The sequence below is a fragment of the Enterococcus sp. C76 genome (assembly GCF_040886985.1).
In the GTDB taxonomy this organism is placed as follows: Bacteria; Bacillota; Bacilli; order Lactobacillales; family Enterococcaceae; genus Enterococcus_B; species Enterococcus_B lactis.
Window position 1 is genome coordinate 183406 of record NZ_JBFOEY010000004.1, and the last position, 22454, is coordinate 205859.

Annotated in this window: 21 protein-coding genes; 3 read left to right on the forward strand and 18 right to left on the reverse strand. The window is 37.8% G+C overall.

All coding sequences use genetic code 11. The features are described from left to right. The first annotated feature begins 31 nt into the window (after window positions 1-31). Window positions 32-1876: a hypothetical protein gene (locus AB3I00_RS07240; RefSeq protein WP_104764843.1), complete on the forward strand. Its 1845-nt coding sequence runs from the start codon at window positions 32-34 to the stop codon at window positions 1874-1876. 46 nt (window positions 1877-1922) lie between these two features. Here the strand turns inward: AB3I00_RS07240 and AB3I00_RS07245 are convergent, their stop codons facing one another. From AB3I00_RS07245 to AB3I00_RS07295, 11 genes are all read right to left on the reverse strand, one after another. Then, entirely contained in the window at window positions 1923-2927 is a 1005-nt protein-coding gene (locus AB3I00_RS07245; protein WP_002310251.1) for a lipoate--protein ligase, read from the reverse strand. Between the two features lie 10 nt (window positions 2928-2937). Beyond that, window positions 2938-3678, reverse strand: a complete 741-nt coding sequence (locus AB3I00_RS07250) for an MBL fold metallo-hydrolase (RefSeq protein ID WP_016853388.1) — start codon at window positions 3676-3678, stop codon at window positions 2938-2940. Between the two features lie 69 nt (window positions 3679-3747). Beyond that, window positions 3748-4551: a DUF975 family protein gene (locus AB3I00_RS07255; protein ID WP_368024998.1), complete on the reverse strand. Its 804-nt coding sequence runs from the start codon at window positions 4549-4551 to the stop codon at window positions 3748-3750. Continuing rightward, the gene (locus tag AB3I00_RS07260) at window positions 4551-5633 is read right to left on the reverse strand and encodes a M42 family metallopeptidase (protein ID WP_002292358.1); all 1083 of its coding nucleotides are present in this window, start codon (window positions 5631-5633) and stop codon (window positions 4551-4553) included. The genes AB3I00_RS07255 and AB3I00_RS07260 overlap by 1 nt, the downstream gene beginning before the upstream one ends. A 141-nt stretch (window positions 5634-5774) precedes the next feature. Further along, complete coding sequence (dltD, locus tag AB3I00_RS07265; RefSeq protein WP_368024999.1) at window positions 5775-7040, reverse strand: D-alanyl-lipoteichoic acid biosynthesis protein DltD; 1266 nt, start codon at window positions 7038-7040, stop codon at window positions 5775-5777. A gap of 2 nt (window positions 7041-7042) precedes the next feature. Continuing rightward, window positions 7043-7276, reverse strand: a complete 234-nt coding sequence (gene dltC / locus AB3I00_RS07270) for a D-alanine--poly(phosphoribitol) ligase subunit DltC (protein WP_002292356.1) — start codon at window positions 7274-7276, stop codon at window positions 7043-7045. Window positions 7277-7320: 44 nt separating this feature from the next. Continuing rightward, window positions 7321-8526, reverse strand: coding sequence for a D-alanyl-lipoteichoic acid biosynthesis protein DltB (gene dltB, locus AB3I00_RS07275; protein WP_368025000.1), 1206 nt, complete (start codon window positions 8524-8526; stop codon window positions 7321-7323). Further along, window positions 8523-10037: a D-alanine--poly(phosphoribitol) ligase subunit DltA gene (gene dltA, locus AB3I00_RS07280; RefSeq protein WP_024636496.1), complete on the reverse strand. Its 1515-nt coding sequence runs from the start codon at window positions 10035-10037 to the stop codon at window positions 8523-8525. Before dltA ends, dltB begins: the two co-directional genes overlap by 4 nt. Before the next feature lie 10 nt (window positions 10038-10047). After that, entirely contained in the window at window positions 10048-10197 is a 150-nt protein-coding gene (locus tag AB3I00_RS07285; protein WP_002292353.1) for a teichoic acid D-Ala incorporation-associated protein DltX, read from the reverse strand. A gap of 405 nt (window positions 10198-10602) precedes the next feature. After that, window positions 10603-12645 carry an ABC transporter permease gene (locus AB3I00_RS07290; protein ID WP_104764844.1) on the reverse strand — a complete coding sequence of 681 codons (2043 nt, stop codon included), beginning with the start codon at window positions 12643-12645 and terminating at the stop codon, window positions 10603-10605. Continuing rightward, a complete protein-coding gene (locus AB3I00_RS07295; protein ID WP_002310242.1) occupies window positions 12635-13402 on the reverse strand; it encodes an ABC transporter ATP-binding protein in 768 nt (255 codons plus the stop codon). Before AB3I00_RS07295 ends, AB3I00_RS07290 begins: the two co-directional genes overlap by 11 nt. Window positions 13403-13721: 319 nt before the next feature. On the opposite strand from AB3I00_RS07295, the gene nrdD reads away from it, so the two are divergent. Then, the gene (nrdD, locus tag AB3I00_RS07300) at window positions 13722-15911 is read left to right on the forward strand and encodes an anaerobic ribonucleoside-triphosphate reductase (protein ID WP_002292349.1); all 2190 of its coding nucleotides are present in this window, start codon (window positions 13722-13724) and stop codon (window positions 15909-15911) included. 559 nt (window positions 15912-16470) lie between these two features. Then, entirely contained in the window at window positions 16471-17073 is a 603-nt protein-coding gene (nrdG, locus tag AB3I00_RS07305) for an anaerobic ribonucleoside-triphosphate reductase activating protein (RefSeq protein WP_002292348.1), read from the forward strand. Window positions 17074-17126: 53 nt separating this feature from the next. Here the strand turns inward: nrdG and dinB are convergent, their stop codons facing one another. The 7 genes from dinB to tmk form a co-directional block, all read right to left on the reverse strand. Then, complete coding sequence (gene dinB, locus AB3I00_RS07310) at window positions 17127-18248, reverse strand: DNA polymerase IV (protein ID WP_002310241.1); 1122 nt, start codon at window positions 18246-18248, stop codon at window positions 17127-17129. A 108-nt stretch (window positions 18249-18356) separates the two neighbouring features. Next, window positions 18357-19229 (reverse strand): 16S rRNA (cytidine(1402)-2'-O)-methyltransferase, encoded by an 873-nt coding sequence (rsmI, locus tag AB3I00_RS07315; protein WP_368025001.1) that lies wholly within the window; start codon window positions 19227-19229, stop codon window positions 18357-18359. Between the two features lie 68 nt (window positions 19230-19297). Continuing rightward, window positions 19298-19645, reverse strand: coding sequence for a DNA replication initiation control protein YabA (locus tag AB3I00_RS07320; RefSeq protein ID WP_002288076.1), 348 nt, complete (start codon window positions 19643-19645; stop codon window positions 19298-19300). Beyond that, window positions 19638-20462 carry a stage 0 sporulation family protein gene (locus AB3I00_RS07325; protein WP_002292343.1) on the reverse strand — a complete coding sequence of 275 codons (825 nt, stop codon included), beginning with the start codon at window positions 20460-20462 and terminating at the stop codon, window positions 19638-19640. Before AB3I00_RS07325 ends, AB3I00_RS07320 begins: the two co-directional genes overlap by 8 nt. 35 nt (window positions 20463-20497) lie before the next feature. Beyond that, window positions 20498-21436 (reverse strand): DNA polymerase III subunit delta', encoded by a 939-nt coding sequence (holB, locus tag AB3I00_RS07330; RefSeq protein ID WP_002292342.1) that lies wholly within the window; start codon window positions 21434-21436, stop codon window positions 20498-20500. A 13-nt stretch (window positions 21437-21449) separates the two neighbouring features. Next, the gene (locus AB3I00_RS07335; RefSeq protein ID WP_002292340.1) at window positions 21450-21779 is read right to left on the reverse strand and encodes a cyclic-di-AMP receptor; all 330 of its coding nucleotides are present in this window, start codon (window positions 21777-21779) and stop codon (window positions 21450-21452) included. Between the two features lie 14 nt (window positions 21780-21793). Further along, a complete protein-coding gene (tmk, locus tag AB3I00_RS07340) occupies window positions 21794-22438 on the reverse strand; it encodes a dTMP kinase (RefSeq protein ID WP_002292339.1) in 645 nt (214 codons plus the stop codon). Between the last annotated feature and the right edge of the window lie 16 nt (window positions 22439-22454).

Here is a 22454-nt window from a genome sequence, read left to right on the forward strand (position 1 = left end):
AAAATTACAAGTTTTAGAAAGGAATACCTTTATGGCTTTTTTTAATAACATATATAATAAAAAAGAATCTTTCTATATGCGCATAAAATGGAGCATAATAATTATATTATCAGTGTTATTTTTAGCAGGAATTGCTTATTTCTTCTATTTTATCTTCTCTCCTGCTGATAGTAATCAAATGAAAGAAATAAAAGATTCATGGGTTTTCTATTCAAAAGATGATCCTGATTTTAAGTTTGACAGCAAGTACACTCGTACGATTCCTACCGTAGACAAAGATGAAACATTTATTATGGAAACGACACTTGAGAAACCGTTGAACGAAGCAAATTTACTAATCAAAGGAAATCATCAATGGATTACTGTGTATCTAAACGGAAACATTTTATACCAACGGGAAGATTACGACGCAGAAAGCAACCCTGGATTATCACTGGCTGTGATAGATTTACCATCAGATTACATCGGAAAAAAATTGATGGTCTCTGTCTCATCTCCTTATCAAAACTACGCTGGGTTGCCACCGAAAGTCTATATAGGTACAACTGGTCCGTTAATCGGTTTTATCTATTCTCAATCAGTACCGCAAGTATTAACGATGATCATTGCAGTTTTCATTGCTATTGGGACGTTTATCTATACCATCTACTTGATGTACAAACAAAAACGGCTTGAATACTCGCTGATTATCTTAAGCTGCTTTGCTTTGGCATTAGGATTTGAAGCTGTTTCAGAAGATATTTTAAGTGGCATCCTTTTTGAACCATTCGTTCACTCTTTTTTATCTCATTTATTTATTATCCTAACCTCGGCTTTCATTATCTGCTATTATTGGAGCCGGATGATTTATTATAAAAAATGGTATGGGATTTTTTGTATAATCCAGCTTTCGATCTTTTCTGGTGTTCTGCTTTATGCAGCTTTTACTTCTGCAGAACTTCCTGAATTGATGCCAATTGCTAATATAGCTAGTGTTATCAGTACTCTAGTCACTTCGCTTACCTGCATTGGTGAAGCATATAAAAACAATCGTTTTTATGTAGTTTGTACACCTTGGATCGTCTTGGTTGCCATTATCCACTGCTTGATTTATATCCAAACAGCACTAGGTATTTATCAAACGACGATCAATTGGTCTACGATTTTATTCATTATTATTTTGATTGTTATTATCAGTTACAATCTGATTGACCACATTCTGAACACAGATAAAGACCGAAGACAAGTAGATTTCTTAAAAATCAAAAACGATTTGCTGGAACAGCATTATGAGCAACTTCGACAGCATATCCAAGAAGTAAATACGCTTCGTTTAGAATTTGTTCAGGAAATGGAAAATCTGCAAGACTTAATGCATACGGATCAAGTAAAAGCAAAAAAATATGTGGAAACAATCTTGGAAGAAGCAAAAAATTTTGAAATGCTGTGTTCTTTTTGCAATCATCAGATGACAAATCTGATTTTCGCGCGCTATCAACAGTTAGCTGCTAAACGGAATATCCAGATCACCTTCCAAGCAGAACTTCCTGAGGAGCTTCCTATCAAAGATGATGATCTAGCCCAGCTTTTGATTCATGCCCTAGAGCATTCCTTTAGAGAAACTCATGCCATCGAAAATCCGCTGTATCGAAAAATTCATTTGTCGATACATGAGCAAGAGGATCATTTCGTCATTTGTTGCGAACATAGTGCACATTATGATACGAATATATTCAGTCGAGGTATCACAGAAGAATTAGATGATCAGGAACGCTTTGATTTGATGATGATGAAAGATGTGGCAGATCGTTACACTGGAACACTAACGCAGGAAAAAGATACATTGATTGATCGAATCACTGTTCAGCTTTCCCGAAATTACTCGAATTCTATATAAAAAAGCAGTGGGATCCAATACATAAGGATTCCGCTGCTTTTTGTTTTTAATAAAGTAAGGTAAGCAATTCTTCTGATTCTATCGCACCAAAATATTTTTTCACATCAATTTGGTCAACTATTTTTGATAGAGATTCTTTATCATATTTCTGTCCCACCAATTTTTTTTCGACATCAGAGATATCTCCTAATCCGAAGAAATCACCAAAGATTTTTGCTTCTTTAATCATTCCTTCTGATACATTCAAGTGGACTTCGATCGAACCGATAGAGAAACGTTTTTGACGAGAGAAATTGAAATCTGGGGACTTTCCGTAATTCCAATCCCAATTTCGGTAATATTCTTCAGAGATTCGATTGATTTTTTTCCAATCTTCGTCGGTCAATTCGTACGTTTTTACTTCCTCTACTGATTCTACACCAAAAATTTTCAACAAGATTTCTTGACGAAATTCTTCCGTTGTCATTTTTTGTTTTTCTTCGGGAAGAAACGGTTTGATATTCGTCACACGAGAACGGATCGATTTGATTCCTTTTGATTCGATTTTGTCTTTTTTTACTTTTAATGCATTGACTACTTCATTGATATCAGAGTCGAACATGATCGTTCCATGAGCAAACATTCGGCCGTTGGTAGCATACATCGCATTACCGGAAAATTTCATACCATCAATGACTAAATCATTTCGGCCTTTCAACTCAGCCCCGGCAACACCTAATTCATGAAGTGCTTGGATGATTGGTTGTGTTACTTTCGCAAAATCACGGAAGGAATCACCATCATCAGGCATAATAAAACTAAAGTTCAAATTCCCAAAATCATGGTAGACAGCTCCGCCTCCGCTTAGACGGCGGACCACATGAATACCATGTTCTTCCACATAATCTCGATTGATTTCTTCAATCGTGTTCTGATTCCTACCGATGATGATTGAAGGTTCATTGATATAAAAGAGCAAAATGGGTTCATCTAATGGCATTTCTTGCAACAAGTATTGTTCAATTGCTAAATTGATTCTTGGGTCGTGGTTTTCATTTGGTACAAAAATCATGTTCTTCCTCCTAAATGTCAAACACTTTGTCAACTGCAGCAAGTTCTACATCTATCCCTTTACCTGCTGCTTTTTGCGCTTCATTTTTCAATTGTTCTAAGTCGCCAAACTGAGGTAGATGGGTAAGTACAAGTTTCTTTACGTTAGCTGATTTCGCCAGTTCTCCAGCTTCTTTTGAAGTGAAATGTGCATGATGATGTTCATTTCCTTCAAATAGATAGGTATCTGCTAGAAACAAATCAGCCTCTTTCGCAAAATCAGCGAAACTTTCCAAATAACCTGAATCTCCTGTAAATACGAATACTTTCCCCGTTGCTTCTTCTACGATTCGCATGGCGTAACATACTACTGGATGGATTGTTTCCATAAAAGTAATCAGAAAAGGACCAATTTTTAATTCTTCGGCTTCAAAATAAGGATGTCCTTTTGAGACATTCGCCATCGTCAATTCTTCAAAGTGGACAGAATCTTTTGTGTGCCCGTAAATTGAAAGCAATGTCTCCGGATCTCTCTTGGGATGAAGTTGCCAGTAATACTGTAATACACCAAGGTCAGCAATATGATCATGATGATAATGGCTAAGGATCACAGCATCCAAATCAAGTGGATCAAGATGTTCTTGTAATTTGATCAGCGTAGCACTACCTGCATCAATCAACAAGTTGAAACCGTCAGATTGAAGTAAATAACCTGTTGTCCCTTGATTATTATAAGGATACGCCCCTAAGCAGCCTAAAACAGTTAATTTCATCATACATTCCCCCTCAAAGATTTATCCTACCACAAAAGTTATTTTTCTAATGAATGAACTGCTTACAGATTAAGCAAAATAGGCTTCTGGACCACCTTTTTCAATCCGTGCTTGTTCATAAAATTCTGCAACTGATACATTCACATAAACGATGACCCACAAAAGACCGATGAATAAAGCGATTGCCCCTAACAAATACCAGCCGATAAAAGATAGTTGCAACAAAATATACGTACCGATTCTATCTTTCAATAAGAACCAGCCATATTTTAAGCATTGTACAACCGACAAATCAGGATAGTCGAACCTCGTCCATGCAGCAAATTGGAACAATCCGCCAACGATGCTCATGATAAGTGCTGAAACAAAAATCATCCCTACCATTGATAAAACAAAGCTGATATCAAGAAAATCTCCTGGCATGACATCCGTAGGTACCGTACTTGAATTGAAAAGCAACTGCGTATAAGCACTCACTCCGCTGATTAAAAACATGGGCAGAAAGATCAAACTATTGAGCAACCAGTTGATGATTGAATTAATCAAATTGATGACAAGTATCGAACCAAAATATTTTTTTTGGAAAACTGAAAATAGAAGATTGCTTTTTGGTCTGCCACCTCGTACAACTACTAACGCAATATAAAACAATGCATAGTTGAATGCGAATAAAAGCAAATTATTGACTAGAAAACTCAATAGGTTTTGCTGCATGCTTTCTTCCGTAAAAGGACTGAAACCGTCAAAAAAATTCTGTATGACGCTTGTGAACAATATGGATAAGAAAACAAGCCAAGCATTGATTCCCCATTGATTCTCTAAAGAAGCTCGCGCTTTTTTTCGATATTCAGAAATAGGCATTTTATTATTCATTATTCATAACTCCGGATTTGTTCAACTGTTTCACTATCAAGCCGTTTCACTAACTCAGTAACTAGCTTCACTGTATTCAAATAATCATCTTCATGGATCACTGATGTGTGGGAATGCAAATAACGAACAGGAACAGTAATGGCTACAGAAGGAACACCGTCTCTTGTCAAATGCATTTGTCCTGCATCCGTTCCACCGCCAGAGATCACTGTATATTGGAATGGGATAGCCATTTCCTCTGCTACATCGATAACGAAATTCAATAATTTTTTGTGCGGAATCATCGATGCATCAAAAATCAAAATCTGTGGACCTTTTCCTAAAATCGAATCTGCTTCTTTTGGTGTCATTCCTGGAGTATCACCTGCTGTACCAGTATCTAAAGCAAAAGCAATATCCGGATTTACAAGGTGCGTGCTTGTTCGAGCGCCTCGCAATCCCACTTCTTCTTGCACATCGCTTCCTGCAAATAAAACATTTGGATGTGCTTCTTTAGATAGATTCTCCAATACTCGCAAAGAAACAGCTGTCCCTATCCGATTATCCCATGCTTTTGCCAGTAAATATTTACTGCCGTTCATTCGTTTGTATTCAATATATGGGGTGACCATATCTCCCGGACGTATGCCCCACTCTTTGGCTTCTTCTTGGTTTGATGCGCCGATATCAATAAACATATCTTTGATTTCATATGGTTTATTTCGTACCTGAGGTGTTAAAACATGCGGTGGTTTTGAACCAATTACCCCGTGAATGATTTTTCCTTCTCGTGTTTTGATTTCCACTTGTTGAGCAAGCATCACTTGTCCCCACCAGCCTCCAAGTGTTTGGAACTCCAAGAAGCCTTTTTCGGTTATTTTTGTTACCATAAAACCAACTTCGTCCATATGACCAGAAATAAAGACTTTTGGTCCTCCGCCAGCGCCATGCTTAGCAATCACACTGCCTAATCCGTCATAAAAAATATCATCAGCGAATGGTTTAGCATATTCTCTGAATACTTCTCTTACCTCTTCTTCATTCCCAGGTACTCCTTTTGCAGAAGTCAAATCAATTAGTAGCTGTTCTTCTTTTGTATCCAAATGTTTTCCCCCATTTCTATATTCATATTGTGATTATACCATTGCTTTTGTTTTTTGTTCAGGCAAACTTGGTATTTTTACTGTTTATTTCAGAATATTCTAAAATAAATAAAACAGGCAGATATCCTCCACCTGTTTTATTTATTTTAATTGTAGTTTATCTGGTACTTGTTGTTGCCAAGCTTTGCTGAAAAAAGCATCATCGAGATGGTACCTATTAGGAAGCTGGTTTTCTTCTAAAAACGGTCTAATCTGTTGATCTGCGGCCAGCCAGCCTTTCCACCCTAAATGGATCGTATCTTCCATAAAATAATTGGTACCAGCTTGATTGACAAAATCAGCTATTCGATTGAATCCTTGGCTATTTAATTGAAATTTGATTTTTTTGGCAAATCCTTGTAGCATTTCTTGAGATAGTCCGGTATAATCGCTCCATTTCTCGTTGACCGGTGGAATGATAAACAACACTTCGTTATGATTTTTTGCTAATTGATCCAAGATCAGCTGAAAATCAGAAAACTCTGGTGAAAAACGATAATCCCAATTTTTTTGTGACTGTTTGAGTTCTGGCTCGTGGGATCGGATACGATGTGTATAAAAATCGTTTTTCAAACCAAATGGATTATTTGTCGTTTCTTGTTTTCCAATCTTATCTGCCAAAATGGATAATTCTGTTTCTTGATAGTGGTCTGGTAATCGTTTTGATTCATGATCGATTTTTTGCTGACGATCTTTCAAACCGATATCACTGAATATCTCATCCTCACGCTTCAACATGTTCCATTGGCTGTGCAACTGATCCAAAGAATCAGGTAAAGGTAACTTTCCTTCTTTAATCGTTTGTAGAATTCCTGTCAGCGTATCGTTCTCTTTTACTTTTGAAAAAGTTAATAGTCTTCTAGCTAAATAGCGATCAGCTGATGTGACTTTTTTCAATGAGAACAACCAATCATAGGTCTGAAGTTCAGAATAGTAAGTGTTGAAATAATCTGTTTTTACACCATCTTTTACAAACCATTGAGGCGAGATGATAAACACCACTTTTTTGTTTTTCAAATCATCCCCTGCAGATCGCATCATCATATATTGACTTAATGATTGTGTTCCCGGCGCTCCTAGCAAGAAAGGACGATAACCTCTATCATATTTTTCAGCCAAAACAGACGGATGGAATGGACTGATCCTGCTTAATTCACTCGACCCAAAAAAGGGGATATATTGTTTTTCAGACAAAGCTTTGTTTTTTATTGCATCGCCCTTTAGTACATTTGCTGACATAGATGAAGACGCTCGCTTGATTACTTCCGGGTTATCAATATTTACTCGATAGGAAGAAGTGAAGAATAGGGCAAGCAGACCAAAAGCGAGAACAACAGGTCCAAAAATAGCAAAGAGTTTCTTTTTCATACTCAACCCTTCAATGCAGTTGCTTGTTGAATGATTTTATTCGGTGTGCGCCAATCCTCCCGCTCGAATTCAGAGACTGGGACTTGGATATCCAACTCTCCGTCTAGCTCGACTAATAATTGCACAGATGCTAAAGAATCAAGCAAACCTTCATCAAATAAATCAATATCACGATTTTTTCTTACTTCATCTGTTCCTGTTATTTCTTCTAAGATTGATAAAATTTGTTCTTCCATTTTCCTTTTCTCCTTTGTTATATAAATTAATATGTCACTATTCGTTAGCTAAAAAAAAGTTTATCTAAAAATCCTGAAAAAATCAGGAAGCTGAAACATACCGCTTGAAATGTCAAAAATACGGCTACGCCATGCGTAAATTTGTTAGAAGGCAACTGTTCTTTATGCTTCTTCTTAAATCGGATCCATGCATCTGTCAGACAGATCAGACAAGCATGATACAGACCGTATACGATGTAGTACCACGTCAATCCATGCCAGACACCCATTAGAAGAAATAAAGCGAAATACCCGATATTTGACATCACGATCTTGCTTTTAAAGATTTTTTTCTTCATCATGAAGAACATCAACCGCATATACACGTAATCGCGGAACCAAAAAGACAAGGTCATATGCCATCGGTTCCAGAATTCTTTGATATTCCATGATAAAAATGGTTTATTGAAATTGATTGGCGTCTGATACCCCATCATGTAGCTTGTACCGACTGCAAACAAACTGTAACCTGCAAAATCAAAAAATAAATACATGCTATACACGTACATGTAACCCACTAACGCCCATGAAATCCCACCATGCTGTAATGCGATGCGCCCTACTACAGGGAGCAGTACTTGACCAAAATAATAACCGATAATGAACTTATATAAAAAACCGACAAAAATATTTTGGACGCCTTTTCCCAAGAGATCAACATATTTATCACGAACAGGTGGATGGAGCTGATCCTTTTCAAATCTCCTATAACGATCGATGGGTCCAGAAGATATTGTCGGGAAAAACAGCAGAAACTGGATATAACGAAATGGATTATATACTTTGATCATGCCATCTCTTATTTCCATGATCATTTGCACAGACTTAAAGGTTAAATAAGAGATTCCTAAAAAACCAAGTAGCGATGCTTTTCCATGTTCAAAAAAAGGAGTCACTTTCGTTAAAAACAGTGGAATTATTGCTAAAATAACGGCGGCGTAAAACCATCCTGTTTGATTTTTCCTTTGCCGGTGAACAAAATAGCCCCATACAAGGATTGTCTGCCAAAAAACATACCCAATCAGCGCCGCTCCCTGTTCCCAATAAGTACCTCCAAAGCTGACAAATAAAAAGAAAAGTGTCACCACTGATTGATAAATTGGTAATCTTTTTTTCCATATCAGTAAAGATAGAACGATTGGTATAAGCGCAATGGCTAAAAGAAAAAAATAAAACGGCTCTGCGTAAGGGATCATATGAGGAAACATCATTCAGGATTCACCTCAGCTGTTAATTTTTTTCGATCAATTTTTCCATTTACTGTCTGAGGCAGCAGATCGACATAATGGAACTTCTGAGGAATCATATACTCCATCACAACTTGCAGTAATTGTTCTTTGATCGATTTGGTCAGTTGAAAATCCGGTTGTTTCGTTGCGTTTTCTAATACGATGAAAGCAACAAGCTGCTGCACTTTTGTTCCTTGATATTTTGGTACGACAACGGCTTGTTTGATCCGGGAGTCTTGCAACAGATAATGTTCGATATCCCCTAACTCGATCCGGTAACCATGTAATTTGACTTGCTGATCCATACGGCCTTCATAAAATAAAAGCCCGTCTTCATCCAACCTTCCTGCATCCCCTGTATGGTAACTTGCTAAGTCATTTTGACAAAAGAACGCAGCTGCTGTTTTTTCTGGATTGTTCAGGTAACCTTTTGATACGCTTGGTCCTGCAATAATGATCTCACCTGTTTCTCCTTTTGGAACAAGTTTGTCTTCTTGGACAATAGAAACTTTGGTGTCTTTTTTTACATAGCCGATCGGTAGTCGGTCATATTTATCTAGTACGTGCTGATCAATCTGGATACTTGAAATAGCCACAGTTGCTTCTGTTGGGCCGTAAGTATTATATATCCGTGCATTTGGGAATCGATCAAGTAGTGTTTCTGCAGTTTTTTTTGTCAATTCTTCTCCGCAAAATAAAAACATGTCCAATTCTGGTACATTTTCTCCATTGAAGGTAGGCTCCATCAAGCAAATATCCATAAAAGATGGAGTAGAAACCCAAATATTCAACTTCAAGTTAGGCAATGTCGCGAATAATTGACGAAAATCTTGAATAACTGCTTTATTCAACGGCTTCAGCATTCCACCAGAAACTAATGCAGGATAAATAGAAAATACCGATAAATCAAAAGAAAATGGCGCTTGGGCTAAGAAATGCATCCCAGGCTTGATCCCAAAGTCTTCCATCGTCCATTGAACAAAGCTGACTAGATTATCATGACTGATTTGTACGCCTTTTGGTTCTCCAGTAGTACCAGAAGTAAAAATAATATAAAAATTTTCTGTACCTTTTACGCTGTTTCTGGGATAAAATTCTACTGGTATCTTCTCGATCTCTTGAAATTCTTCTTTTGTTACGACAGGAACAGAAGGAATGTCTTCTATCCAATTCCCAATACTGATAACCATAGATGGTTTAGCCACCCGAAAGATCGACAGGATACGTTCTTTGGGTGTGTGTTCTTCAATTGGCAAATAGGCATGACCAGATTTGACAATTCCTAGAAATGCGACAATCATCTCAAATTCTAAATTACCAAAAACGACGATTGGTCCATCCCCTTCTACCTTTTCTTCTAAATAATAAGCAAGTGCGTCTGATGCTTGTTTCAATTCTCCAAAAGTATGCATCTCATCCGCCTGATAAGCAATTCGATCAGGTTCGCTTATTCCCCAATCATCGACTGCTTCAATAATCGTTTTGATTTCCATACTCTTCCTCCTAAAATTCGTTATAGATAAATGTTCCTCCTTGAATATTTTTATAGTGATACAGGTAGATCAGGAACAGCAGTACCGCACTATAAAAAATTGTTCGAATGATGAATTTTCCCCAATAATTCAATTTTGGATTAGACCACCATTTGTTCATTGGATTCCCTCCTCATATAACCTCACACAAAGTGTAACGAATTTTGACAAAAAGAAACATGTGTCTAGCTTACAGAAACCGTTTTTTTACTAACAGTTTTGTCACATAGCTTTTATAAAAATAGCACATCAAAACACTGCTTTTTTCTTTATAATTTCTAGTAATTTTAAAAAATATAAAAAATAAAGAGGTTGTGACAAAAAGCGTGTCACAACCTCTTCTTCCAAATAAACGGTGTGTAAAAGCTTGCATCTGCGGTAATAAGTCCAGCCAAATCAAAAACATGAGAAACTATTTTTGATTGGCTGTTTCTTATTACTTGATGCAGGACAGCTTTTTCACAACCTCTTCTTTAAACGGTGTTTAAAATTTAGTACTTTTTATTATCTTGTCTTATTCCGCCTGTCATTCCTCGATAATCCGACAATATAACTGACTCGTAATGACATAAAGCAAAAGATAGATAAGGATCAACAAGCCACTGACAAGATAAGCCAACCAATAATCGGCAGTTTTGATATACTGAGTGAAAACATTGATTGCAAATACTGCATGAGTGATTCCTAATATCATGGGTGGAAAAAAGGTAAGTGCGTTTTGCTCGAAAATCATCCTTCTAATTCTTCTTTGTGGTATCCCCAGTTTAGTTAATAGGTGATAATTTTCTTTTTCTTCCTCTGCTTCTGCTAATTGTCGAACGGTCAGAATACTGCCAGTAGCAATAATGACGATCATTCCGACAAACAGTGTGACAAAAATATTGATACCAATCCGCCGGTTGACTGCACGCAATTTTGAATAGCTGGAGGAGAAGTTCAACCGAGAACCTTCTTGACTAAATTGCGCTTCCTTCATTTTGTCATCTGGCAGTTTCTTTGTACTAATTTCTCCTTGCAGACGCCCATTTACGATATCATAAGAATAATAAATAGCATTGAGCCACTTTATAGACATTTCACTGCTCAGTCGTTCATCTATCTTTTCATTATTCCCACCTGACACATCCACATTGACTACTTGATAATCTACACCTTTTGCTTTTTCAAAAACGTTATCATCCACGACTAGTACAGGACTTAGATATACCATCGTTTCGTCACCTAATACACTTGGAAGCATTTGTTGAATCTTCAACTCTTGATTATCTGGCAATCCAATACTAGAACCATATAATGAAATATTCCGGAAAAGAGTTTGCATTTGATCAAGCAAAACAGTATGGTTAGGAGATTTCAAAGAAACGTTCGGCAAATCCGGATTAACTTTTCTGAAGGCTTGATATTCTGTTTCTGTGATCAGATTAGCAGTTTGAAACATAGGTTCTTCGAGATCTGGTCTGTAGATACTACCTATGACTTTATAATGCAAGGTGATTTCTTTAGTTATCTTCTGTCCTTCCTCTGCCAGAATAGGCTTGATTTTTTTTTCTGTCTCGACATCAAACTGATAGTCCATCGGGGAGGATACTTTCTCCTGATACGATAAAATAGTAGAAATACTAGCCGTACCGCCAATCGTCATTAAAGAAATTCCAAGAATGACTGTAATTAGAGAATTCGTCCGCCAGCTTTTGAGCAGGTGCACTTGTGTATTACCTATTATTAAAAAATTGATCCCATAGTAATAGAGCTTCCATTTACTCAATATGATCAAAAAGAGCCGAAATGTATAGCAGAAAAACAAATAAGTACCAATCACACAAATGAAAAAGATCAGAAAAGGCAAAAAGAGAATGAATGTCTCAAGGTAATGATGACTGATCATCCATGAAGTGATTTCTCTAAAATGACTAGCCCCAAAATATCCGCTCGTTAAAAGCAATAACCCAATGACAGCGAGTAATCGATGCCTTGTTCTGAAACGCATCGTTGAACTATCTGCTTGTTCTTTTTCTCCAAAACTTCGAATCATCGGGTAGCGCCAGATTTTCCATATCGAATACACAGATACTGCTAAAAGGATGATGAAAAAAGCAAATAAAGTATCTGCGACTGATGGAATGGAGATAAAAAACGGACTATTAAGATCCATATCCATCATTCGAACCAAAATCATGGAAAAGAGTTTGGAGAAAATAATGCCGAGCAATATCCCAAAGATACAGGCAAATAACCCAATTATCATGATTTCCAACACATATATACCTGAAATTTGTAGTTTGTTCATACCAAAAAGTTGATAGATACCTATTTCTTTTTGTCTTCTATTCAAAAAAAATCGGTTGGCACTGAATACGAAAAAAAGTAAAACGACAGTAATGATCAGTCCGCCAAAACTCAATCCGCCATCTATCGAAGTATCTGGACTTGCTCTTCTAACTAAAGATTGATCATAGGTCATTGCGCTGAATGAATAATAAATCATCACGGATAAAGTCAAACTGAAAAAATAAACAAGATATCCTCGGGATTGCCGAAAAAAGCTTTTGACGGCTAGTTTATACAGCATTCATTTTTCCTCCTCCACCAATCGTCGCCTGCATGTCGATTACTTTTTCAAAGAATTCTCTTCTTGTCCCTCTTCTCACAACTTCTGAAAAAATCACGCCGTCTTTAATAAATAAAATTCTGTCACAGTAGCTCGCTGTATATGGGTCATGGGTGACTAACAAGATTGTCGCTTTTTCTTTTTGATTCATAGTCTGTAAATAATTCAACAATTCTGTGGCCGACTTCGAATCTAGAGATCCAGTTGGTTCATCTGCAAAGATTACTTGTGGCTGAACAACAAGGGCTCTAGCGGCTGCAATTCGTTGTCGCTGACCGACAGAAAGCTCATCTGGATATCGTTTTAGCAGTTCTTCTATATTCAACAATTGAGCTACGTGTCTTACTCTCTTTTCCATCTCTTCCTTAGTCATCCGTTCAACTGCTAGGGGCAATAGGATATTGTCTTTTGCATTTAAAGTATCGATCAAATTGAATTCTTGAAAAATGAATCCTAGTTTTTTTCGGCGAAAGTCACTGAGCTCACTATTTTTCATTTTTGTGATTTCTTTTCCTTGGATCAAGACACTACCCATCGTAGGCAAATTGATCGTGGATAAAATATTCATCAACGTCGTCTTACCTGCACCACTTGGACCCATGATCCCAACAAATTCGCCTTCTTCTACTGTGAATGAGATATTATCTAAAGCTTTGACGGGAGAAAGTTTGCTACCGTAGCTTTTACTGAGATGTTTCACTTCGATCATCTTTTCCAATTCTTCTTCTCCTCTTTCATTTCTGTTTATTTGCATAGTAGCATATCTACGAACAATTTGCTCTTATGTTTTTGTCACTTTTTCTTAGCCTAAATAAAAAAATTTTATTCAATTATTTTATTCAGCTAAATTAAATATGCAAAAAATAAATCCATCAACTACAAGTTTTCACTTTTTTTCACAATAAAATATACACTACATATAGTATAGAAATCCAATTATACAGCGGATTGAATACTATATATAGCCGATAATTAGTTGCTCCTTCCTAAATTTTGTTTTATGATAGACAAGAACAATTTAGCAGGAGTTGAAGATAATGAAAGTAAATTATGAAGAGAAAACAGTCGTTACTCAGCAACCAGAGGCACACCAGATGAAAGTTATCAAACGAGATGGCCGCCATGTTGATTTCGATGAACAAAAGATCAACGAAGCACTAATCAAAGCTGAAAAGAAAATTCACGGCTCATTATCCCCACTTACTTACGAAAAAATCCAAATGATTGCAGACTTGGTTGTCCAAGAAATCAAAAGCCGGTTTGCTGAAAATGTCAAGATCTATGAGATTCAAAACATCGTGGAACATATCTTATTAGAAAAAAACGAATATGAATTAGCAGAAGAGTATATCAATTACCGTACAAAACGGGATTTTGCTCGCAGTAAAGCGACAGATATCAACTTTTCGATTGAAAAACTAATCAACAAAGACCAGACTGTCGTGAATGAAAATGCAAATAAAGACAGTAATGTTTTCAATACACAGCGTGATCTAACAGCCGGCATCGTCGGAAAATCGATCGGACTGAAAATGTTGCCGCCACATATAGCAAATGCCCATCAAAAAGGTGATATCCATTACCATGATTTGGATTATCATCCTTACACACCGATGACAAATTGCTGCTTGATTGATTTCAAAGGTATGCTGAACAACGGTTTCAAAATTGGAAATGCGGAAGTGGAATCACCTAAATCTATCCAAACAGCGACAGCACAAATCTCACAGATCATTGCTAATGTTGCGTCAAGTCAATATGGTGGCTGTTCTGCCGACCGAACAGATGAATTGCTGGCTCCTTTTGCAGAATTGAACTATAAAAAACATCTAAAAGACGCGGAAGAATGGATCGATTCGCCAGAACGCCAAAAAGAATATGCAAAAGCAAAAACCAAAAAAGATATCTTCGATGCTATGCAAAGTTTGGAATATGAAATCAATACCTTATTTACTTCAAATGGGCAAACCCCTTTCACTTCATTAGGGTTTGGTTTGGGGGAAAATTGGTTTGAAAGAGAAATCCAAAAAGCGATTTTACAGATCCGAATCAATGGATTAGGGAGTGAAAAGCGAACAGCTATCTTCCCTAAACTGATCTTCACTTTAAAAAAAGGTGTAAACTTAAACCCTGAAGATCCTAATTACGACATCAAACAACTAGCATTGGAATGTGCAACGAAACGAATGTATCCTGATATTCTGAATTACGACAAAATCGTCGAATTAACTGGAAGTTTCAAAGTACCTATGGGCTGTCGTTCATTCTTGCAAGGATGGAAAGACGAAAATGGTCAAGAAGTAAATGTCGGACGAATGAATTTAGGTGTGGTTACATTGAATTTACCAAGAATCGCGATCGAATCAAAAGGAGATCAGAACAAATTCTGGCAGCTATTGTCTGACCGTTTAGAAATCATGAAAGATGCGCTTCTCTATCGTGTAGAACGTTGTAAAGAAGCCATTCCAGCAAATGCGCCAATCTTATACATGTATGGTGCTTTCGGAAAACGTCTTTCACGTACCGATTCTGTCAATGAATTATTCAAAAACCGTCGAGCTACTGTATCATTAGGCTACATTGGATTATATGAAGTTGCTTCAGCTTTCTTCGGTGGCGAATGGGAAACAAACCCAGAGGCAAAAGCTTTCACACTTGACATCGTCAAAGAATTAAAAGCCAATGCGGATGCATGGGGTGATGAATACGGTTATCATTTCAGCGTCTATTCAACACCAAGTGAAAGTCTGACTGATCGTTTCTGTCGTTTAGATACAGAAAAATTTGGTATCATCGAAAATATCACAGATAAAGAATATTATACAAACAGTTTCCACTATGATGTGCGTAAAAACCCAACGCCATTTGAAAAATTGGAATTTGAGAAGGATTATCCAAAATATTGTTCAGGTGGATTCATCCACTACTGTGAATACCCTATGCTCCAACAAAACCCGAAAGCCTTAGAAGCTGTATGGGATTTTGCATATGATAAAATCGGGTATCTTGGTACGAATACGCCAATTGACCATTGCTATCAATGTGGTTTTGAAGGTGATTTCAAACCAACAGAACGAGGTTTCGAATGTCCAGAATGTGGAAATCATGACCCAAAAACATGTGATGTAGTCAAACGTACTTGTGGTTATTTAGGAAATCCACAAGCTCGTCCGATGGTACATGGTCGCCACAAAGAAATTTCCTCACGTGTGAAACACATGAAATGAGGTTGTGAAAAAGCTGTCCTGCATCAAGTAATAAGAACAGCTAAACAAAAATAGCTCCTCCTATTTTTCGTTTAGTTGGGCTTATTACCGCAGATGCAAGCTTTTGAACACCGTTTACCGAGAGGTTGTGAGCCTGCCGTTCAGCTCCGAATCACAAGGAACAATTTCAAAAAACAGCTTTTCATGTTTGATGAATATTGTGATTTGTGACCGAGGAGTTGGTAGGAGAACACCGTTTAAGAAAGAGGTTGTGAAATCAGCGCCCTGACCTGAGTATTAGAGAAACAAAATGGAAAAATGGCTCCTCCTATTTTACCGTTTTTTGAGCTAATACCGAAGGTCAGCTGATTGAACACCGTTTATTCAGAATAAGAGGCTGCGACAAGTCTTTTTTCACCACCCTCTTTCGATGGCTTTGTATCTTTGAACATCCTCTATCAAAATAAGAACAAGCTTTCTTGAACAATGGATTTAGGTCAGGTTGTTCTTATTTATGTGGTCGAGTAGATTTTATCTTCAATAGCTATATCTTTGAACCTTAAATGAAAGAAGTTTTTTTATGAGAAATCCAAAACCAAAAGAATGGTTAGCAAAAGACTACAGTCAAAACTATATTGCTGACTACAAACCGTTTAATTTTGTCGATGGTGAAGGTGTCCGTAACAGTCTTTACGTTAGCGGGTGCTTATTCGCCTGCGAAGGTTGCTTCAACAAAGCGGCGCAAAATTTTCGATATGGCAAACCATTCACACCTGAATTAGAAGAACAAATCATCGCTGACTTGCGCAACGATTACGTACAAGGACTGACTTTATTGGGCGGCGAGCCTTTTTTGAATACAGATGTTTGTTTGCAAGTCGTACGACGTATCCGAAAAGAGTTCGGTACGACAAAAGATATCTGGTCATGGACAGGCTATACCTTTGATGAATTGCTACAAGATTCAGAAGATAAATTAGAACTCCTTTCGCAAATCGATATCCTTGTTGACGGACGCTTTGAATTGAGCAAACGTGACCTAAAACTACAATTTCGCGGAAGCAGCAACCAGCGAATCATTGATGTCCAAAAATCTTTAGAATCCAACCAAGTTATGATTTGGGAAAAATGTACGGATGCAACAGAAACCTATGAACAAATCAAAAAACAAGACTTGATATAAAAACAGCTTTGAGAGAGAAAACGGATTTCCATTTTCAACTCTCAAAGCTGTTTTTATATTTCTTGATTTCCCCATAACGGAAGGACGATATTTTCATAGGTCATCGGGTCAAGATTCGTCAAGGTGATTCCTAACAATCGGATCCCTTTTTCTACTCCCAAGATTTCCTCCCATATAAGACTTGCTTGATAAAAGAGCGCTTCTTTTTTATAGATGTATTCTGGCAATGTCACTCTTTTGGTCACAGTAGAATAATCCGTGTACCTGACCTTCAAAACCACTGTTTTCCCATGTTTTTGGACTCTTCTCAGTGCTTCTTCTACTTTTTCAGCTAGTTGGCGCAATTGAGCCAGCACGGCTTCCTCCGTTTGCAATGGCTGTCCATACGTATGCTCTTTTCCCACAGATTTTCGCTCTCTTGTAACATTTACTGGAGAATCATGGATTCCTCTCACTTTACGATAAAGAGAATAGCCCATTTTTCCAAAATTTCGAATCAACATCATTTCTGTGCATTCATATAGGTCTTTTCCTGTATAAATCCCTAACTCATGCATTCTAGGTACAGTTTTCTTCCCTACTCCATGAAATTTTTCAATTGGCAAAGCTTTTAAAAATGGCACAGCATCTTGAGGTGCAACTACTGTGATCCCTCTAGGTTTTTGATAGTCTGATGCTAATTTGGCCAAAAACTTATTGTAACTTACTCCCGCAGAACATGTTAGCTGGACTCTTTCCCAAATATCTGCCTGGATCATTCGGGCGATTTTGATGGCTGACTTGCAATTGATTTTGTTTTCGGTCACATCAAGATACGCTTCATCGATACTAACTGGTTCTACAATGTCTGTATAATGATAGAATACTTCCCGTACTTGTTTGGAAATCTCGCTGTATTTATGATGGTCGCCAGGCTTAAAGATGGCTTGCGGGCAAAGCTCATACGCTTTTTGTGCACTCATTGCTGAATGAATTCCGAATTTTCTTGCTTCATAATTTGCCGTAGTCACTACTCCACGCCCACCAGTGTCACTGGGATGTCTAGCAATTACTAATGGATGCCCACGAAACTCAGGATGATCTCGTTCTTCAACAGAAGCGAAAAAAGCATCCATATCGATATGAATGATTTTTCTTGATGTATCATTATGTAAAGGAAATTGCAGCTCCATCATCCTCACCTCTTATCCATTATACAGGAACGTTCGTTCGCATTCAAGAGATTTGAGAAGTTAGTAGCTGTTTTCCACATTGTCGCTTCATTATATACTACTTATACTATTTCAGTCTAATTCGTGATATTGACGGTAAACTTCTTGTTTTTTCAGTCCATTTTTAAGCGCTACTGCTTTGATAGCAGCATTTGGATTTTCGCCTGATGCAATCTTTGCTTCTACTTGTTCTTTTAAGGATCCCTGCTCTTCATCCACTTCTGTCCCTGTCGTTTCAAACAAATTTCCTTCTACAAGCAGACAACATTCCCCCTTTACTGGATGTTCTTCGATATATGCAAGTAGTTCTTCTGTACTTCCTCTAAGGTATTCTTCATGGATCTTTGTCAATTCTCGACACAAAACGACTTGGCGATTACCAAAAATGTCTAAGAAATTCGTCAACGTAGCTGTGATCCGATAAGGTGACTCATAGAAAATCAGCGTAGCTGTTTGTTCTTTTAGCTTTTCCAATGTTTCTTTCTGTTCTTTTTTCTTGCGTGGAAGGAAGCCATAAAATAAAAATGGTTGAGGCACTAGCCCTGAAGCAATCAAAGCCGTCATCCCAGCTGTAGGTCCTGGGATAGAGATCACAGAAATCCCTTCTTTTATGCAGGCTAAAACTAGCTCATGTCCAGGATCGCTGATGGAAGGCATTCCTGCGTCACTGACTTGAGCAATCGTTTTTCCTTCTTTTAACAAAGCAATCAATTGAGGGATACGTTCTTTATAATTATGTTCATGTAAACTTTTTTGGGGCGTATGAATCTCGAAGTGATTCAATAATTTTTGTGTATTACGCGTATCTTCGCTTGCGATAAGGTCTGCTTCTTGTAGCATACGAACACTTCTGTAGCTCATATCTTCTAGATTTCCGATTGGCGTCGGTACAAGATATAAATTCCCGTATACTGGATTTCCTTTGAAACTTTTTTGATTATACATCTGTCACAATCTCCTTAATAAAAAAACTGGAGCAGTCTTTCTCCGCTCCAGTCTCCTCTTGTTATTGATCATCGACCGCTTTCGCGATAGATCACTTCTAGACAAAACGCACAAGGCTCGTCATTGTCCCGTCTTGATCCATATAAATCGTAGCAGACATGGAAGCCTTCTTCATAAATTTTTTCAAGATTCATACGAGACTTGGAAAGTTCTTGCTTCACATTTTCAGCTGGAGCTTGTGCAACTTGGTTCAATTCCCGAAGATGTTCTCGCAAACGTTGATTTTCCATCTCCAAAGTCGTATTTTTTTCTACGATTTCATGCAAAGCATGCTTCATTTCAACAAGTTCTGTTAATGTATTTCTCAACTCTGATTCTAACTGATTCAATCCGTCGTATAATGATCTCTTATCCATTTATCTCACCTACTTGGATAAATTCTTTCAATTCATCCCATTCATATTCGACAGGATTTTCCCGTCCAGTCAGCCGAATACTAACGATACGGCTAAGCAGATTCAACCCTACGACTTTCCCTTTACCATCAGGTGTAACAATTACTTTTCCAAAGTCAGGGAGTTCTTTTTTTGCTGTCTCGTATTCTTCGCTCTCATATTGTAGACAGCACATCAAGCGTCCGCATAAACCGGAAATTTTTGTTGGGTTCAAAGATAAGCTTTGATCTTTTGCCATTTTGATCGATACGGGCACGAAATCGCCTAAAAAAGAAGAACAGCATAATGGACGCCCACATGGACCAATTCCGCCTATTATCTTCGCTTCATCGCGTACACCAATTTGTCGAAGCTCAATACGAGTACGAAATACAGCGGCTAGATCCTTTACCAATTCTCTAAAGTCGATTCGCCCGTCCGCCGTAAAAGAAAAAATCAGTTTGTTTCGATCAAATGTATATTCAGCTTTGATTATTTTCATTTCCAGCTCACGCAACTGCACTTTTTCTTTTGCGATTTGCAATGCATCACGCGCATCTTCTTTATTTTTTTTGTCTTTTTCTAGTTCAGCTTTTGATGCTTTATGCAAGATTGGACGAATAGCTTCAGGAAGGTCATTGGGATCAATCTCTTTTTTAGGAAGGACAACAGTAGCAATATGTAAGGATTGCTGAGATTCGACTAATACCTTGTCATTATAAATATATTCAGAGTCTCCTGGTGCAAAATAATAGATATGACCTGCATCTCTATATCGGACACCTACTACTTCTACCATTTCCATCCTCCTTGATTCTCGTCCTCTGCGGCAAGCTAAAAAATCGTCTGCAAAACGAACTGTTCCGCAACAGCTTGAAAACCGACATTGCTACGTAGTTTCTGCTCTGCGATCAATATTCGTTCAATTATCTGGTTTATCTGTTTCACTTTGCCATATTCGCCTTTCGCTACTGCTTGACGCTGTGCTTCCTGATAATAAAACATCAGGACAGATAATCCTGTAAACTGCTGTGTTTTTTCTTTAAATGATTTCACTAATTTTTTTTGGACATAGATAAAGGCTTGAGTGTCTTGCTTTTGCAAGTAAACGAACCATTGATAAATCAAGTCCTTAGCATCATTAAACCATTCATCTTGAGAGATTTCAACTGCTTTTCCTAAACTGTTTGTTAAGAAAGCCAAAAGTTTTGATTTTTCTAATGGAATCTGCTCTTCTTGCAATCGATGGATCAATGCTTCTTTTGAAAGTTCTTGAAAATGCAGCACTTGACAACGGGATTGAATAGTAGGGAGAATCCTTCCTACTGCATCTGTCTCTAATACCGCTAAAAAATCTCCCGGTGGTTCTTCCAAAAATTTCAACAGACTGTTTGCCGCACTGCTATTCATTTTTTCAGCTTCTTTAATCAAAAAAACCTTTTTTCTTGATTCATATCCGCTGCGACTGAATTCCGTCTGCAAACGTCTGATCTGGTCAACTTTGATTGTTTGTCCGTCCGGTTCGATAACCAGAACATCTGGATGTTCTTTCTTTTCGATCCGCTGACAATTGTTGCATTTTCCGCAAGGCTGATTGTCTTCCATTTGGGTACAGAACAGGTGCTGTGCGAGCCACACACCTACTTCATGTTTTCCTGTTCCTTTTTCTCCTTCAAAAAGATAAGCATGAGCGAGACGCCCATGCTCAAAACTCCGTTGAAGCTGCTGATACACGATTGGTTGCATTTGAGCCAAGTTTATTTCTTGATTCATAGCTCAGCTCCTCCTAAAATTGATGGAATCCTTCAACAGGTAAGACGAAGACTGTTGCACCGCCTACTTCTACTTCTACTGGATAAGGGACGCCCCCATCCATCGAGATATCCAATGTAACAGGTGTAGATACAAATTGTTTTCTTGATTCACACGTTTTTTTGATGATTTCCAATGCTTCTTCTACTCGATCATCTTCAATACCCACGATAAACGTGCTGTTTCCAGCCTTAAGGAAGCCGCCTGTCGATGATAATTTTGTGGCACGGATATTTGCATCAATCAATTCATTTGATAAACGGTTGCTGTCTTTGTCTTGGATAATCGCTAAAATAATTTTCATAAACGTTCACCTTCCTAGTTTTCAAAAAATTGCGGATATTGTTCAATAATTGTATGATAACTTGTTTGCAGCACTTCTTCAAAGCTTTTTCTTGCATCAACTTTGTGGATTCTTTCCGGATTCTCTTCTGCCAGCTTTAAGTAAGCATGTCGTACACGCTGGTGGAATTCCAAACCTTCCGAATCTAAACGGTCGATTTGGTTTTGTCTGTTTTTCTTGATTCTTCTTAATCCGGTGTCTGAATCTACGTCAAGATAAAGGGTAAAATCTGGTGTAGTACCTTCTGTAGCAAACTCATTCAACCGAGCAATCTCGGTAACGCCGATGCGTCGGCCTGCACCTTGATAAGCAAGAGAACTGTCGACAAATCTGTCGCATAAAACGATTTTCCCTTTTGCCAGAGCAGGCAAGACCTTTTCGACTAGATGCTGTCTTCTTGCCGCCGCATAAAGTAGTGCTTCCGTGCGTTCATCCATCCGATCATTTTTTGGATCCAAGATCACCGCTCGAATCTCTTCAGCAATCGGGATGCCTCCCGGTTCTCTTGTTTGAATGATTTCTGTTTTTGCTACTTCTTTCAAAAGAGGGAAAAGTTCATTCAAGATGCTGGTTTTTCCTGCACCATCAGGCCCCTCGATTGTAATAAATAGTCCGTTCACATTGTTGCCCCCATCT